The organism is Nocardioides sp. Soil777, from assembly GCF_001428425.1.
In the GTDB taxonomy this organism is placed as follows: domain Bacteria; phylum Actinomycetota; class Actinomycetes; order Propionibacteriales; family Nocardioidaceae; genus Nocardioides; species Nocardioides terrigena.
The window spans coordinates 258,787-274,552 of sequence record NZ_LMSN01000017.1 but is presented as its reverse complement, the minus strand read 5'-3'; the positions used below and the strand labels follow the sequence as shown (position 1 = coordinate 274,552).

General features: G+C 73.8%; 14 protein-coding genes. 6 read left to right on the top strand and 8 right to left on the bottom strand.

Annotation, left to right across the window (positions count from 1 at the left end):
• Positions 1–6: 6 nt before the first annotated feature.
• Entirely contained in the window at positions 7–819 is an 813-nt protein-coding gene (locus ASG88_RS16550) for an MBL fold metallo-hydrolase (RefSeq protein ID WP_056888531.1), read from the bottom strand.
• A 322-nt stretch (positions 820–1,141) separates the two neighbouring features.
• Here ASG88_RS16550 and ASG88_RS16545 point away from each other — a divergent pair, with 322 nt between their 5' ends.
• The 5 genes from ASG88_RS16545 (at position 1,142) to ASG88_RS16525 (ending at position 7,390) form a co-directional block, all read left to right on the top strand.
• Entirely contained in the window at positions 1,142–3,274 is a 2,133-nt protein-coding gene (locus ASG88_RS16545) for a DEAD/DEAH box helicase (RefSeq protein ID WP_056888530.1), read from the top strand.
• Positions 3,275–3,337: 63 nt separating this feature from the next.
• Positions 3,338–4,444 carry a glycosyltransferase gene (locus tag ASG88_RS16540; RefSeq protein ID WP_235534887.1) on the top strand — a complete coding sequence of 369 codons (1,107 nt, stop codon included), beginning with the start codon at positions 3,338–3,340 and terminating at the stop codon, positions 4,442–4,444.
• The gene (locus ASG88_RS16535) at positions 4,441–5,520 is read left to right on the top strand and encodes a glycosyltransferase (protein WP_056888529.1); all 1,080 of its coding nucleotides are present in this window, start codon (positions 4,441–4,443) and stop codon (positions 5,518–5,520) included. Before ASG88_RS16540 ends, ASG88_RS16535 begins: the two co-directional genes overlap by 4 nt.
• Positions 5,517–6,554, top strand: a complete 1,038-nt coding sequence (locus ASG88_RS16530) for a glycosyltransferase (RefSeq protein ID WP_056888528.1) — start codon at positions 5,517–5,519, stop codon at positions 6,552–6,554. Before ASG88_RS16535 ends, ASG88_RS16530 begins: the two co-directional genes overlap by 4 nt.
• Entirely contained in the window at positions 6,551–7,390 is an 840-nt protein-coding gene (locus ASG88_RS16525; protein WP_056888527.1) for a glycosyltransferase family 2 protein, read from the top strand. Before ASG88_RS16530 ends, ASG88_RS16525 begins: the two co-directional genes overlap by 4 nt.
• Before the next feature lie 85 nt (positions 7,391–7,475).
• On the opposite strand, the gene ASG88_RS16520 is transcribed toward ASG88_RS16525, so the two are convergent.
• From ASG88_RS16520 to ASG88_RS16500, 5 genes are read right to left on the bottom strand one after another with little or no spacing between them, the layout of a single operon-like run.
• Positions 7,476–8,222, bottom strand: coding sequence for an SDR family oxidoreductase (locus ASG88_RS16520; RefSeq protein WP_056888526.1), 747 nt, complete (start codon positions 8,220–8,222; stop codon positions 7,476–7,478).
• A gap of 9 nt (positions 8,223–8,231) precedes the next feature.
• Positions 8,232–8,888, bottom strand: a complete 657-nt coding sequence (locus ASG88_RS16515) for a histidine phosphatase family protein (protein WP_056888525.1) — start codon at positions 8,886–8,888, stop codon at positions 8,232–8,234.
• Positions 8,885–9,967, bottom strand: coding sequence for a phosphotransferase family protein (locus ASG88_RS16510; RefSeq protein ID WP_056888524.1), 1,083 nt, complete (start codon positions 9,965–9,967; stop codon positions 8,885–8,887). Before ASG88_RS16510 ends, ASG88_RS16515 begins: the two co-directional genes overlap by 4 nt.
• Positions 9,964–10,728, bottom strand: a complete 765-nt coding sequence (locus ASG88_RS16505) for an SDR family NAD(P)-dependent oxidoreductase (protein ID WP_056888523.1) — start codon at positions 10,726–10,728, stop codon at positions 9,964–9,966. Before ASG88_RS16505 ends, ASG88_RS16510 begins: the two co-directional genes overlap by 4 nt.
• 49 nt (positions 10,729–10,777) lie before the next feature.
• A complete protein-coding gene (locus tag ASG88_RS16500) occupies positions 10,778–12,028 on the bottom strand; it encodes an acyl-CoA dehydrogenase family protein (RefSeq protein ID WP_056888522.1) in 1,251 nt (416 codons plus the stop codon).
• A gap of 28 nt (positions 12,029–12,056) precedes the next feature.
• On the opposite strand from ASG88_RS16500, the gene ASG88_RS16495 reads away from it, so the two are divergent.
• Positions 12,057–12,653: a TetR/AcrR family transcriptional regulator gene (locus ASG88_RS16495; protein ID WP_157559789.1), complete on the top strand. Its 597-nt coding sequence runs from the start codon at positions 12,057–12,059 to the stop codon at positions 12,651–12,653.
• A gap of 9 nt (positions 12,654–12,662) precedes the next feature.
• Here the strand turns inward: ASG88_RS16495 and ASG88_RS16490 are convergent, their stop codons facing one another.
• The gene (locus ASG88_RS16490; RefSeq protein WP_157559788.1) at positions 12,663–14,252 is read right to left on the bottom strand and encodes an MXAN_6640 family putative metalloprotease; all 1,590 of its coding nucleotides are present in this window, start codon (positions 14,250–14,252) and stop codon (positions 12,663–12,665) included.
• Positions 14,253–14,296: 44 nt separating this feature from the next.
• Positions 14,297–15,748 carry an MXAN_6640 family putative metalloprotease gene (locus ASG88_RS16485; protein WP_056888520.1) on the bottom strand — a complete coding sequence of 484 codons (1,452 nt, stop codon included), beginning with the start codon at positions 15,746–15,748 and terminating at the stop codon, positions 14,297–14,299.
• Positions 15,749–15,766: the final 18 nt, after the last annotated feature.

Below are 15,766 nucleotides of genomic sequence, written 5' to 3'. Positions count from 1 at the left end.
GGAGCGTCAGGTACGCCGCGCGTGCCTGCCGCCGCTGGCCCGCTGGGCCTGCTCGAGCAACGCCGGGTCGTGGGAGTTGACGAGCAGCACGCCGGGCTCGCGACCGCCGTACATGCCCGCGAGCCGGGCGTGGTTGGCCCGCACCATGGCCCAGTCGTGGGCGACCGCGCGCTCCATGGCGCGCAGGGTGGCCGGCGCCGACCCGGAGCCGTCGACCTGGCCGTGGTGGTAGAACGCGTCACCGGCGTGGAACACCCACTGCTCGCCGGCGTCGACGGCGACCGCCGCGTGGCCGCGGGTGTGCCCGGGCAGGGCGATCAGCACGATGCCGGGGGCGATGCCCTCGAGCTCCACGGCCGTGAAGCCCCGCCACGAGTCGCCGGCGGCAGGGGAGTGCTCGATGATCGTCGGCGCGTGCGCCCGCTGGGCCGCGCGGTAGCGGTGCCGCTCGGTCCGGGTCCGGGGCGTGAGGGCGGCGCCGAGCTCGTTGGAGGTGACGTGCACGGTCGCCCGCGGGAAGTCGGCGAGGCCGCCGACGTGGTCGGAGTCGAAGTGCGTCAGCACGATCGCCTTCACGTCGTGCGGGGAGAAGCCGAGGCCCTCGACCTGCCGCAGCGCGGTCTCGCCGGGGTCGAGGACCGGCCTGACCAGGCGCCGGGACGAGCCCAGGCGACGGGCCGGGTCACGGACGTCCTCGAGCCCGAAGCCGGAGTCGACCAGCACCAGGCCCGTGGGCCCCTCGACGAGCAGGACGTGGCAGACCAGCTCGGGGGTCAGGGGTGGGCGCATCGTGCCGCAGTTGAGGTGGTGGACCTTCACGGACCCAGCATCGGGGCGCGGACCGGTGGGCGCCACTGTCGACCCGGGCTGACTGGACCGGTCCGGGGTCCCGGCGAACCGATGCGGCTGCTCGACCCGCCGGTGCACGCTTTCGCGGGCGACGGAGGTAACATGGGGAGCACTCCGCTGCTCGATCGGGCCTGATCCGGCCTGATTCGGGTGGTGGAGCCCCGGCATTCGCTTGCGACGCGTGACGTTCTGTCACCACCGCACGGCCCGGGGATGACAGCGTCGCACCGAGCAGACCGCGTGCGGCGACGTTGTCCGGCGTACGCACGTCGGGCATCCGAGGAGGACGTGAGTGGCTCAGCGAGGCCGACGCCAGACCGCACAGCGCCAGTCCCGGCAACGGGGTGGGAGCACCAAGGTCAAGCGCCTGGACAACGAGGGCATCATCCCCGTGCTGGCCCGCGCCGTGCGCGAGGTCGAGCAGGCCGCCGAGCGCGGCAAGGTCATGCCCCACGGGCGTGCGACCTTCCAGGTGGTCGCGCTGCTGGTGCGTGAGGAGCGCTCCCGGATCAACGCCGACACCGAGATCGCCGAGGGTCGCAAGGGCGAGCAGCTCAAGCGCCTCGACGGCATCGCCACGATCCTGGCCAAGACCGCCGCCCGCGACACCTCGCTGCTGCAGCTGCTCGCCGAGGACTCCCAGGTCTCCGAGGGCGCCCGCGCCCTGCGCCGCCAGATGCTCAAGCAGGCCGGCATCGACGCCCCCGAGGAGGTCGAGCAGCCCAAGCCCGAGGGGAGCGCGACCTCGTCGCCGCGCCGCGTCGTGCCCCAGTCGGTCATCGCGCGCCAGCTCGCCAACCCGTTCCTCGTGCCCGACTTCTCCGCCGCCGAGCTCAACCGGCCGATGGCCCGCCGACTGGCCAACTGGGAGCTCCTCGAGCCCCTCTTCAAGTCCTTCGAGTACGTCGGCGGCGGCGCGTCCGCCTGCATGACGCTGCCCGCCCCCGACGCGGCCCGCACCCCGGGCGTCGCCCTGATGCCGCACCAGAAGCAGCTGGTCGCGGCGGCCGCGCAGGGCCACCGCACCTTCCTGCTCGCCGACGAGCCCGGCCTCGGCAAGACCGCCCAGGCCCTGATCGCCGCGCAGGCCGCCGACGCCTACCCGCTGCTGTGCGTCGTCCCCAACGTCGTCAAGGCCAACTGGGCCCACGAGGTCAGCCTCTGGACGCCGCACCGCACCGTCACCGTCATCCACGGCGACGGCGAGCAGGTCGACGGCTTCGCCGACATCGTGATCGTCAACTACGAGGTGCTCGACCGCCACGTCGGCTGGCTCGGGGACCACGGCTTCCGCGGGATGGTCGTCGACGAGGCCCACTTCATCAAGAACAAGTCCTCGCAGCGCAGCCAGCACGTGCTCGAGCTGTCCCAGCGCCTGCGGGCCCGGGTCGCACGCCCGCTGCTGATGGCGCTGACCGGCACGCCGCTGATCAACGACATCGAGGACTTTCGCGCGATCTGGCAGTTCCTGGGCTGGATCGACGACCAGAAGCCGCTCGCCGAGCTGATGAACAAGCTCGAGGACACCGGCCTGATGCCGGGCGAGCCGGGCTTCTACCCCAACGCCCGCCGCTCGGTCATCGAGATGGGCATCGTGCGGCGCAAGAAGATCGACGTCGCCGCCGACATCCCCGCCCGCCGGGTCGCCGACCTGCCGGTCGAGCTCGAGGGTGCGGAGGGTCGCTCCATCCGCGAGGCCGAGCGCGAGCTCGCCCGCCGCCTCGTCTCCCGGTACGACGCCGCGCTCGAGGCGCGCACGTCCGGCCAGGTCGTCGACGGCATCGACCACGACCTCGTACGCCGCGTCGCCAAGTGGGAGCGCGAGGACATGGAGGCCGCCAAGGACGGCGAGAACGTCTTCTCCATGATGCGCCGCATCGGCCGTGCCAAGGCCGGCCTGGCCGCCGACTACACCGCCCAGCTGGCCCGCAGCGTCGGCAAGGTGGTGTTCTTCGCCAAGCACGTCGACGTGATGGACGAGGCGGAGGAGAGCTTCGCCCGTCGGGGCATCAGCTACGTCTCGATCCGCGGCGACCAGAGCGCCAAGGCGCGGGCCGCGGCCATCGAGTCCTTCACCACGGACCCCGACACCTCGATCGTCGTCTGCTCGCTCACCGCTGCGGGCGTCGGCCTCAACCTGCAGGTCGCGTCCAACATGGTGCTCGCCGAGCTCTCGTGGACCGACGCCGAGCAGACCCAGGCCATCGACCGCATCCACCGCATCGGCCAGTCCGAGCCGGTCACGGCCTGGCGCATCATCGCCGCCCAGACCATCGACTCCAAGATCGCCGAGCTCATCGACAGCAAGGCCGGCCTCGCCGCCCGTGCGCTCGACGGCGCCGACGAGGTGGCGTCGTCGGTCGACGTCCAGCTCGAGGCCCTGGTCGGCCTGCTCGACGAGGCGCTGGAGGCCCGCGGCCGGTGACCGGCGGCTGCCCCTAGGGGTGGCCCCGGCGCATGTGCCCGCCCCAGCGGGTACGACACCCTCGTGAGCATCACGAGGGAGGCCCTGGGGAGGGACGCCCGGTCCGGCAGCGACGTGCTGCGGATCGCGAGCGTGCCGTCCGGTCATGTCTACGTCCGACACCTGTCGCCAATGGACGGGGACGACGGCGTCGAGCGGCTGCCCGACCCCCATCCCGACGACCCGCGCCGGTCCGCCGAGCAGCGGTGGTGGCCGCCGGTGATGCTGCGCCCGGAGTGGGCCGAGACGGCGGACGTCGACGTCTTCCACGTCCAGTTCGGCTTCGACACGTGCACCCCCGACGGGCTGCGGGAGCTCGTGGGCGTGCTGCGCCGGCGCGGGATCCCGCTGGTCGTCACCGTGCACGACCTGCGCAACCCCCACCACGCCGACCGCCGCGAGCACGACGCGCAGCTCGACGTGCTGCTCCCGTCCGCGGACGCGGTGGTGACCCTGACCCGCGGCGCGGCCTCCGAGATCGCCCGGCGCTGGGGGGTCGAGGCGCTGGTCGTGCCGCACCCGCACGTCGTCGAGCTCGACGTGGCCCGCGCCCTCCGGGAGCGCCCGGCGGAGCGCCCCTGGACGGTCGGCCTGCACGTGAAGAGCCTGCGCGCCAGCATGGACCCCCTCGCGATCCTGCCGACGCTCGTCGAGGAGGTCCGGGCGACGCCCGACGCACGGCTGCTCGTCAACGGGCACCGCGACGTCCTCGCCGATGGTGGGTCGCGCCACGACGCCGGGCTGGCGTCGTACCTCCGGGACGCGGAGCGCCGCGGCGACCTCGAGCTGCACGTCCACGACTACCTCTCCGACGACGACCTCTGGGACTACCTCGCCCGGCTCGACGTCTCGGTCCTGCCCTACCGCTTCGGCACCCACTCCGGGTGGCTGGAGGCGTGCCGCGACCTCGGCACCACGGTGGTGGTGCCCGACTGCGGCTACTTCGCCGACCAGGGGCCGGTCCTGACCTACGCGATGGGCGAGGGCCGGTACGACGCCGCGTCGCTGCGCACCGCGCTGCGCACGGCCCGCACCGACCCGCCGCCGCCGGCGGACCTCGACGCCCGGGGCCGCCAGCGCGACGAGGTCGCCACCGCGCACCGCGAGCTCTACCGACGGCTGCTCCGGTGAGGCCGCTGAGGATCTGCATCATCGGCTCCAGCCGGTTCCCGATCCGGGAGCCGTTCGCCGGGGGCCTGGAGGCGCACACCCACGCACTGGCCCGGCGGCTGTCGGAGCGCGGCCACGAGGTGACCCTCTTCGCCGCGCCCGGGTCCGACCCGTCGCTGGGTCTTCGGGAGCTCGCCGTGGAGCAGATGGAGCCCGACCCCGGCGAGCGACCCGACACCTCGATCCCGCCGCACTGGTGGATGCAGGAGCACCACGCCTACCAGGGGCTCATGCTGGAGCTCATGCGCACGGCGCACGATCGGTTCGACGTCGTGCACAACAACAGCACCCACCACCTGCCCGTCGCGATGGCCGACGTCGTGCCGGTGCCGATGGTGACCACGTTGCACACCCCGCCGACCCCGTGGCTGAGGTCCGCCCTCGTGCACGCCTCACCGCGGGCCGTGTTCGTCGCGGTCAGCAACTGCACCTCCGACGCCTGGGCGGGGACGGTGGCCAGCCGGGCGATCCTCAACGGCGTCGACACCGAGCGCTGGGTCCCGGGGCCCGGTGGTGGGCCCGCCGTCTGGAGCGGTCGCCTCGTCCCCGAGAAGGCGCCGCACCTGGCCATCGACGCCGCGCGCCGGGCGGGGATGCCGCTGCTGCTGGCCGGACCGGTCCTCGACGCGGCGTACGTCGACCGGGAGATCCGGCCGCGGCTCGGCGACGACGTCCGCCACGTCGGGCACCTCGACCAGCGGGCGCTGTGCGAGCTGGTCGGCAGCGCCAGCGTGGCCGTGGTGACCCCCGAGTGGGAGGAGCCCTACGGGCTCGTCGCCGCCGAGGCGATGGCGTGCGGCACCCCCGTCGCGGCCCTCGACCGGGGTGCGATGCGCGAGGTGGTCGTCGACGGCGGCGGCGTCCTCGCCGACCCGCGCGACCCCGCGGCGCTGGCCACGGCGATGCTCACCGCTGCCCGGCTCGACCGGGGGCGGGTGCGGCGGACCGCCGTGGCGCGCTGCTCGCTGGAGCGGATGGTCGACGCCTACGAGCTCGTCTACGAGCAGGCCCTCGAGCGGCCGCGGGAGGTCGCGTGATCGGCTACTACGTCCACCACCACGGGCACGGCCACCTGCACCGGGCCATCGTGCTCGCCGACGCGTGCCGGCTGCCGGTCGTCGGGCTCTCCTCGCTGCCGCGGCCCGCGGAGTGGACGGGGGAGTGGGTGCGGCTCGAGCGGGACGACGACGACCCGGGCCCGCGCGACGCCGCCGCCCGCGGCCAGCTGCACTGGGCGCCCCTCGACGACGACGGGCTGCGCTCCCGGATGGCGAGCATCTCGGCCTGGATCGCGGAGCAACGTCCCTCGGTCATGGTCTCGGACGTGTCGGTCGAGGTGGCGATGCTGGCCCGGCTGCACGGCGTACCCGTCGTCTCGGTCGTGCTGCCCGGCGAGCGTGGTGACGCGCCGCACCGGGCCGGGCTCGGCCTCTCCAGCGAGCTGGTGTCCTTCTGGCCGCCCTCGGCCCGGGGCATGGTGCGCGGTCTCGCGCCCGCCGACGCGGCGCGGCTGCGCTGCCTCGGCGCGCTGTCCCGCTTCGGCCGTGACGAGCTGTCGGGCGGGCGGCCCGACGACGGCGTACGACGCGTCGTGGTGCTCAACGGGTCGGGCGGCGGCGGGCCCACCGCCGACCAGCTCGACCGGGCCCGCGCCACGTCGCCCGGCTGGGAGTGGCAGGTGCTCGGGGGGCCCTCGGGGACGTGGGTGGCCGACCCGACGGCGGCGCTGCGGGGGGCCGATGTGGTCGTGACCCACGCGGGACAGAACGCGCTCGCCGAGGTGGCGGCCGCGCGCCGACCGGCGGTCGTGGTGCCCCAGGACCGGCCGCACGACGAGCAGCGCACCACCGCCGGGGTCCTCGCCCGGGGCGGCTGGCCGGTGAGCGTGCGCGAGACCTGGCCCGACGCGGGCTGGGGCGCCCGGCTCGACCGCACCGCCCGCCTCGACGGCGAGCAGTGGGCCACGTGGTGCGACGGGCGCGCGGTGCACCGCTTTGTCGGCGTCGTGCACGCCGTGGCGGCGGGCTCCGACAGTGCGTCCCTCGTGAGCGCCCCGGCGGCCGGATCGTGACCGTCGCCGTCGTCACCCTCGTCCACGGGCGGGCGGCCCACCTCCGGATGCAGCACGCCAGCCTGGCGCGCGGGGTCGTGCCCGACCACTACGTCGTCGCCGCCATGGGGGACCACACGGTGCGTGCCTGGCACCCGGCCGTCCCGCCCACCCCGGACGTCGTCGAGGTCCCGGTGCAGGCGGGGCTGCTGCCGCTGGCGGCCGCCCGCAACGCAGCCGCCCTCCGGGCCCTGGAGCGCGGCGCCGACGTGCTGGTCTTCCTCGACGTCGACTGCCTCGCGGGACCGGCGCTGGTGCAGGCCTACGCCGACGCCGCCCGCGACCGACCCGACGTGCTGTGGTCGGGGCCGGTCACCTACCTGCCCGCGGCCGGCCCGGACGGCTACCCGCTCGACGGGCTCGACGCCCTCGACGACCCGCACCCCTCACGACCCGCACCCGCGCCCGGCGAGCGCCGGCTGGGCGGCGACCCCGACCTCTTCTGGTCGCTGTCCTTCGCGGTGCACGCCGACGGGTGGCGACGCGCCGGCGGCTTCTGCGAGAGCTACGTCGGCTACGGAGCCGAGGACACCGACTTCGCCGCGACAGCCACGTCGGCCGGCCTCACCCTGGGCTGGCTCGGGGGTGCCCGCGCCTACCACCAGCACCACCCGACGTCCTCGCCGCCGGTCGAGCACCTCGCCGACATCCTGCACAACGGCGCACTCTTCCGGCGCCGGTGGGGGCGGTGGCCGATGGAGGGCTGGCTGCGGGAGTTCGAGCGGATGGGCCTCGTCGAGCGCGAGGACGGGGAGTGGCGGCTGACGCCGTCCGGCCGGCAGACCGCGCGGGCCTGAGGGCCTCGTCTCACGCCCGGTAGTTGGGGACGACCTGGTGGGTGGCCCGGTGGGTGGCCTACCAGATCGTCCCCAACTACGCGGCTCAGCCCATCAGCCGGCGGGCGATCGGCAGAGGCAGGTGCTTGAGGGCGAAGCCGACCGGCTCCCACGGCCAGCCCGGGACCCGGGCCGAGGCCTTCTCCTTCTCGATCGCCGCGACCATCGAGCGCACGCCGCGCTCCGTCGATGCGACCATCGGGGTGGCCTTCGACGTCGCCGACATCTCCGAGACGATGTAGCCCGGGTAGAGCACGGTCACCTTGATCGGGGTCCCCATGACGTCGGCCCGGAAGCCCTCCGCGAGGTGGGCGACGGCGGCCTTCGACGCGGCGTACGTCGTGATGTTGCGGGGCATCCCGCGCATCGCCGAGATCGACGAGATCATCACCAAGTGGCCCGAGCCCTGCGCCCGGAAGGCCTCCGCGGCGGCCTCGGTCTGCGCGAGGGCGCCGATGAAGTTCGTCTGCGCGGTGTCGCGGTTGGCGTCGAAGCGCCCGGTGCCGAGCGGCTGGCCCTTCCCGAGGCCCGCGTTGACGACAACCCGGTCGAGGGATCCGAAGAGGTCGCGGAACTCGCCGAAGACCCTGAAGACGGCGTCGTGGTCGTTGACGTCGAGCGCCCGGACCTCGACGCGGACGGCCGGGTGCGACGCCGCGATCTCGGCGCGGAGCGCCTCGAGGTTGTCCGTACGCCGCGCGCACAGCGCCAGGTCGTGCCCCAGGGCGGCGAACTGGCGGGCCATCTCGGCGCCGAGACCCGACGAGGCGCCGGTGATGAGGATGGTCGACATGGGGGTTCCTTATCGGTAGGTGACGGCGTCGGGGGACAGGTGCGAGTGCTCGTTGACGCTGAGCAAGGTGATCCCGCGGGTGCCGTTGATGAGCTTGGTGACGCCGGTGTTGACGGTCACCTGGTTGAGGCGCAGCCACAGGGCGCCGTCGCCCTCGAGCGCCGAGGTGGCGGCCCAGCCCATCGGGCCGCCGCTGGTGAAGACCACGGCCGTGCCGCCGTCCGCCACGGCGGTCGCCGCGCGGGCGAGAGCGGCCTCGACCCGGGCGGTGAACACCGCGAACGGCTCGGTGTAGTCGGTGTCGTGGACCCCGCCGGTCCAGCGGGTGGTGGCCTCGGCGAACCAGCGCTGGAAGACCCCGGGGCTCGACATCACGTCGACGCCCGCGGGGGCCGGGTGTCTCGAGAGAACCTGGAGGTGGTCGAACTCGTTCCACCCCTCGTCGGTCGTCACCTCGACGTCCCAGCCGGCGGCCTCCACCGCGGCTGCCGCGGTCTGGTGGTGGCGCCTCATCGCGCCGGAGACCAGCACGGTGGGCTCGACGCCGCGCGCGGCCAGGGCGGCGCCGAGGACGGCGGACTGCTCGACCCCGCGCTCGGAGAGCACGTCGTAGTCCTCGGCCCCCCAGGACGCCTGCCCGTGCCGGACCAGCAGGACCTGGCTCACCGGCTGCCGTCCTCGACGAGCAGCCCGTCGACCCGGGTGCCGACCATCCGCACGGCCTCGCCGAAGAGGCCGTAGACCTCGTTGGTGGTCTGCCCGGCGACGTAGCGGTAGTAGATCTGCTGGGCGATGACGGCCAGCCGGAACAGCCCGAACACCTCGTAGAAGCGCCACTGCTCGGGGGTGACGGAGAGTCCCATCCGCTCGCAGTAACGCGTGACGATCTCGTCGCGGGTGAGCATCCCCGGCAGGTGCGTGGGCACCCGGCGCATCATCTGCCAGCCGTCGTCGTCGCCGGCCTCGACCCAGTAGGCCATCGAGCCGGCGAGGTCCATCAGCGGGTCGCCGAGGGTGGCCATCTCCCAGTCCAGGACGCCGACCACGCGGGTCACGTCGTCGGGTGAGAGCACGAGGTTGTCGAGCTTGTAGTCGTTGTGGATGACGCAGGTGGCCACGTCGTCGGGCTGGTGCTCGGCCAGCCACGCCATCACGTCCTCGTAGTCGGGGACGTCGTCGGTGCGGGCGTTGCGGTAGCGCACCGACCACCCCTCGACCTGCCGGCGCACGTAGCCCGCACCCTTGCCCAGGTCGGTGAGACCCGCGGCGGTCGCGTCCACGCTGTGCAGCTCGACCAGCACGTCGATCGCGCCGAGGCAGAGCTCGCGGGCCTGCTCGGGGGAGAGGGGCACGTCGGCGGGCCACTCGCTGCGCGGGATGACCCCGTCGATCCGCTCCATGGCGTAGAAGTCGGCACCGATCACGTCCGGGTCGTCGCAGAACGCGACCATCGGCGCGACGTACGAGAAGACGGGCGCCAGCGCCGACTGGATGACGAACTCGCGGTGCATGTCGTGCGCGCCCCGGGCCTTGGTGCCGGCCGGGGCGCGGCGCAGGATCAGGTCCCGGGTCGGGTACCTCAGCAGGTAGGTCAGGTTGGACGCCCCGCCGGAGAACTGCCGGACCTCGGGGGTGCCGTCCAGCCCGGTGGCGTCACCGGCGTGCGCCCGCAGCCAGGTCGCCACGGCCTCGACGTCGAAGGAGTCCTCGTCGCGGACCGGCCGGGCGCCGGCGACCTCGCTCACGCGTCGACCTGCTGGAGCTTGGTGGCCTGCGCGCGCATCACCGCGTCGTACGCCGGACGGTCGGCCCACTTGAGGAAGTAGGCCTGGCGGGCGGGCTCGTCCGGCACGATCACGTCCTCGCCAGCGTCCATGCCGGCGAGCACCGCGGCCGCGATGTCGTCAGCGGTGATCCGGGAGCGCTCGACCAGTCCCTTGACGATCTCGCCGAGGGCGGTGTCGCTGCCCTGCATCGAGTCCATCAGGTGGGTCCGGAAGTACGACGGGCACACGGCGCTGGCCCGGATCCCGAAGCCGGCGAGCTCGTGGCCGCACGTCTCTGTGAAGGCCACGACGGCCGCCTTGGTGGCGTTGTAGGAGCCCATCCCGGCGGGGTGCACGAGCCCGGCCAGCGAGGCGACGTTGACGACGTGCCCGGACCCCTGGGCCTTGAGCATCGGGGTGAAGGCCTGCACGCCGCGGACGACGCCGAAGAGGTTGACCTCGGTGATCTGGCGCCACTCCTCGATCGTGCAGCGGTCGATCCGGCCGCCGCCCGCGACACCTGCGTTGTTGACGAGCACGTCGAGGCCGCCCCAGCGCTGCTCGACCGCGGCCACCGCGGCCGCCCAGTCGTCGCCGGCGGTGATGTCGAGGACCAGGTCGATCCCGTCGGCCGCCACCCGGTCGGTGGCGAGGACGTCGTCGCCCCGGGCGCGGAAGGCGGCCACCAGCGCGGCGCCGAGGCCGGACGCGGCCCCGGTCACCAGGACCCGGCGGCTCATGCGGGGTCCCCGCGGAAGTGCGAGTGCAGCGAGCAATTTCGTGGGGTGCTCATCGGTGCTTGCCCAGCTCGATCTTGGCCACGACGTTGCGGTGCACCTCGTCGGGCCCGTCGGCCAGCCGCAGCGTGCGCGCCCCGACGTACGCCGCCGCGAGCGGGAAGTCGTCGGTCATGCCGGCACCGCCGTGGATCTGGATGGCCATGTCGATGACGTCGAGGGCCATCCGCGGCACCTCGACCTTGATCTCGCTGACCGCGGAGATCGCCTCGGCGGACAGGCCCTGGTCGAGCAGCCAGGCGGCGTGCAGCACCAGCATCCGGGAGCGGTTGATGGCGATCCGGGCGTCGGCGATGCGCTCGCGGTTGCCACCGAGGCTGGCCAGCGGCTTGCCGAAGGCGATCCGGTCGGACGCCCGGCGGCAGGCGAGGGCGAGGGCCTTTTCCGCCAGCCCGATGGCCCGCATGCAGTGGTGGACGCGGCCGGGGCCGAGGCGGCCCTGGGCGATCTCGAAGGCCCGCCCCTCGCCGAGCAGGATGTTGCCGACCGGGACGCGGACGTTGTCGAAGGACACCTCGCCGTGCCCGAGCGGCTCGTCGTAGTAGCCCATCGTGGAGAGCATCCGCTCGACCTTCACACCGGGGGCGTCGCGCGGCACGAGCACCATCGTGTGGCGCGAGTGCCGGTCGGCGTCGGGGTTGGTGAGCCCCATGAAGACCAGGATCTTGCAGTCCGGGTTGCCGATGCCGGTGGAGAACCACTTGCTCCCGTTGACGACGACCTCGTCGCCGTCGACGACCGCGGTCGCGGCCATGTTGGTGGCGTCGGAGGAGGCCACGTCGGGCTCGGTCATGCAGAACGCGCTGCGGATCTCGCCGCGCAGGAGGGGCTCCAGCCAGGTGGCCCGCTGCTCGTCGGTGCCGTAGCGGAGCAGCACCTCCATGTTGCCGGTGTCGGGGGCGTTGCAGTTGAAGACCAGCGGGGCGAGGAACGAGCCGCCCATCGCCTCGGCCAATGGGGCGTAGTCGACGTTGCTGAGCCCCACGCCGCCGTCGGTGCCGAAGTCCGCGGCGTAGGCCCCGGCGTGCTCGATCGGCAGGAAGAGGTTCCACAGGCCCTGCTCGCGGGCCTTGGCCTGGAGCCCGGCGATCCGCGGGTCGGGCGTCCAGCTGTCCCCGCCGCTCTCGCGCCGCTCGGTGATGCCGGCGTGCACGTCGGCCTCGATCGGCTCCACCTCCGCGGCGATGAAGTCGCGCACGCGCGTCTGGAGGTCGCTGGCCCGGGGGGAGAGGGAGAAGTCCATGGGTTGACCCTACGCACATTGTTGAGCAATGCTCAATAGCGTGTCCGACGCCGTACGCCGCCGCCTGAGCGCCGAGGACCGGCGCCGGCAGCTCGTCGGCATCGGCCTCTCGCGGATCGTGGACACACCGATCCAGGACCTGTCCATGGACCAGATCGCGGCCGAGGCGGGCATCTCCCGAGGCCTGCTGTTCCACTACTTCCCGACCAAGACCGACTTCTACCTCGCGTGCATCGCCGCGGCCGGGCGCCGGATCCTGCGTAACACCGCGCCCGCCGAGGGGGACGACGGACCGGTGCAGGTGCGCACGATGGTGACAGCGATGGTCGAGCAGATCGACCGTCGGCGGGAGTTCTACCTGACGCTCGTGCACGGCAGTGGCGTCGCCGACCCGCGGCTGGCCGAGGTGCACGAGAGCGTCCGCTCGGTGTCCACCGACCGGGTGGTCGCGGCGCTGGGGCTCGACCCCGGGCTGCACGAGGTCGTGCACGCCTGGTGGGCCTACGTCGAGGACCGCGCGCTCACCTGGAGCGCTGCCCCGCCGGACGCGCGGCCGCACACCCTCGAGGCCCTGGTCGCCCACTGCGAGCGGGCCCTGGCCGCGCTCTGCGCCCAGGGTGCCTGAGGGCGAGGCTCAGCGGCCGCGCTTCTGCTTCTTGACCGCCGTGGTGTGAACGGTGAACTTGCGGTCGTCGTCCCGGGACTCCCCGGCGCAGGCCAGCGACGTCTTGCGTCCGCAGCGGTAGCGGGTCGAGACGTTGGCCACCGACACCGTCACGGCGGCCACGGTGGCCGCGTTGAAGGGCACGGTCGAGACGCCCTTGCCCCGTCGGTCGAGCCTGACGCGCATCGTCTTCGCGGTGCCGTCGAGCTTGTGCACGACGGCCGTCGCCGCGGGGGAGGCGCTCCGGGAGGGGCCGTCGACGCGGACCTCGAGGCGCCACCTGCCGCCGCTGAGGTCGGCCCCGGGGGCGAGTCGCACGGAGTCTCCCGCCAGGTGGTCGAGCCGGACGGCCTTCTTCCAGGACCGGGCGGCCCGGGTGAGGGTGGCCGCGTCGGCCGGGGTCGCGACCCCGTAGGCCGCGCCCTCCTCGTAGACGAGGCCCGGCACCGTGTTGGCGGCCGCGAAGTCGGCGTAGACCTTGGCGAGGCCGCCCTTCTTGCGCAGCACCGACTGCACGGCCTGCACGGAGTAGCGCCTGCCGTCCTTCTTCAGGCTCCCGGCGGCCCTCCAGGCCTTCTTGACCAGGCCCTGGGAGTACTGCTGGGTGAGGTACTCCCAGAAGATCCAGTTGCCGTACTGGAAGCCGTAGGTCGAGCTGAACGCGTCGAGCGGGACGAACGGCGCCTGGAGCTGGCTGTAGCGGAGGTACTGGCGGTTGTCGTCGATGTGGTCGGCGACCCGCTCCTCCACCCAGGTGGCCGTGGACTCCATCATCCAGGGGTCCTCGGCGTAGTCGTAGGCGTACTGCACGGCGTGGAAGAACTCGTGCGCGGCGGTGACGGTGAGGTTGTCCTGCGGGGAGGTGCCGGAGGGGAACTGGGCGGGGGCGTAGTCGTTGTCGAGCACGCAGAAGCCGCTCGCCGTCCGGCCCTTCTTGCGGTACTCCGCCGCGCAGTAGCCGTAGAGACCGGTGCCGAGGTCCTTGAGGTAGACGTCGAGCCGGTCGTCGCCACCGAGGCGGCGGTCGCCGAGCGGGGCGCGGTAGCCGAGCTGGTCGACCTCCACGGCGTAGGTGTTCTCCAGGGTGGCCAGGGTGAGGTCGACCCAGTCGGCGCTCGGCGGGGCGTCGGCCGTCGAGGGGACGTGGTGCACGCAGACGTGCTCGCCGCAGGTGCGGGTCGAGGGCACCGTGTAGCCGTTGTCGAACGGGTCCTTGGCGCCGTCGGTCGGGCGGGAGAGGAGGGCCTCGGCCTCGACGGCCTCGGCGCCCGTGAGATCGGGCCGGGCCAGCCAGAGGTCGCGCAGCGCCACGGTGGCCGACGGGTCGGCCGTCCGGGCCTCACCGTCGAGCACCCGGCCCGCGGCCTCCAGGGTCGCGCGCGGGGAGGCCTGCTCGGGGAGTGACACCGGTGCGGAGCGCTGCACCGGCGGGAGTGCCACCGTCGCCCGGTCACGGTCGGGCCCGCGGTCGTCCGCCGCGGTGGCCGGCACGGCGGGCACCAGGGCGAGCGCGGTGGCCGTGCTCGCGAGGAAGGACAGGAGGACGAGGGTGGAGCGCACGCGGGGTCCCTTCGTGGCCTGGCGGGCGGGGTGGTGCCGTCGGGTCATCGCAGGACCCGGGCCGTGATCCGGAAGCCACGACGGTCGTCGCGCGGCTTGCCGTGGCACGCGAACTGGGAGCCGCGGTTGCAGGTGTAGCGGGTCGACGCGTTGGCGACCACCACCTCGACGCGGCGCACGCGCGGGCGGTGGAACGTCACGACCCGGGTGCCGTGGCCGCTGCGGTCCAGCCGGATCGGGCTGCGCCCGATGACGCCCTTGCGACCGATGAGGACCACGTGGGCGCCCGGGGCCGTGGCGCGGCGGCCCGCGTCGACGGAGATGCGCAGGCGACCACGCCTCGGGCCGGGGGCCGGTCGCAGCGAGGCGACGTGGCCGGTGAGGTGGTCGAGCGACACCGTCCGCGTCCAGCTGCGGCGTCCGCGACCGAGGAGGGCCCGGCTCTGCGGCGACGTGGGGCGGTAGGCCGACCCCTCGGCGTACGACGCCCGCGCGGTGCGGTTGGCGGCGACGAAGCCCGCGTAGAAGCGGGGCCACGAGACGCCGCGCGACTCGACGTACCGCTTGACGGCCTTGACGGAGAAGTGGTTGCGCCGGCCGACGTGGCCGTCGGCGCGGGCCCAGACCTGCCGGACCGCGTCGCTGCCGAAGCGCTGGGTGAGGCGCTGGAAGAAGATCCAGTTGCCGTAGGAGCCGAGCCCGCTGTCGAACGTGTCGAGCGGGGTGCGCGGGTCGCCGAGCTGCCCGTGGACGAGGTACTGGCGGTTGTCGTCGACGTCGTCGGTGATCTGCTCCTCCATCCAGGTGGCGGTCGCCTCGAGGAGCCAGCCGTCCTCGCGGGCGTCGAGCCCGAACTGGACGGCGTGGAACAGCTCGTGCGCCACCGTGACGCGCATGCTGGGGGTCGGGGGCAGCGGGAACTCGGCGAAGTCGTTGTCGAGCACGCAGTAGGACGACGCGACGTTGCGCTCGCCGGGCACCATCTGCTCGGGCGCGCAGTAGCCGTAGAGGCCGCGCCGACCGAGGTCCTGCAGGTAGACGTCGAACTGGGCCGTGCCGCCGGCGCCGCGGTCGCTCGGCGGCAGCGGCCAGCCCAGCTGGGACATCCGGAGGAGGGAGTCGTAAGCGGTGCGCAGCGTCAGGGCCACCCAGTCGGGGGCGCCGCCGGTGCTGCTGGCCATCGGCGGGGCGTCGCCCGACGCGCCGACGTAGTGCACGCAGACGATGTCGGTGCACTCGCGGCCCTGGGGGAGGGCCGCGTCCCATGCCGGCCGCGGCACCGCGGCGCGGGCGGAGTAGCGGCGCTCGCCGGCGGTCCCGGCACCGGCACCGAAGAACTGGTCACGGAGCTCGAGGGTGTCCGCGCCGGGGTCCGTGCCGGTGGCTCGGGTGGGGGCCTGGGCGGCGGTCGAGGGACCGGCCACGGTCAGCAGACCGAGGGCCAGGCAGGCCGCGAGGGCGAGGGTGGCGAGGGCGCGCACCGGGTTGTCGGTCACTGAGGCCTTCCGGGGTGG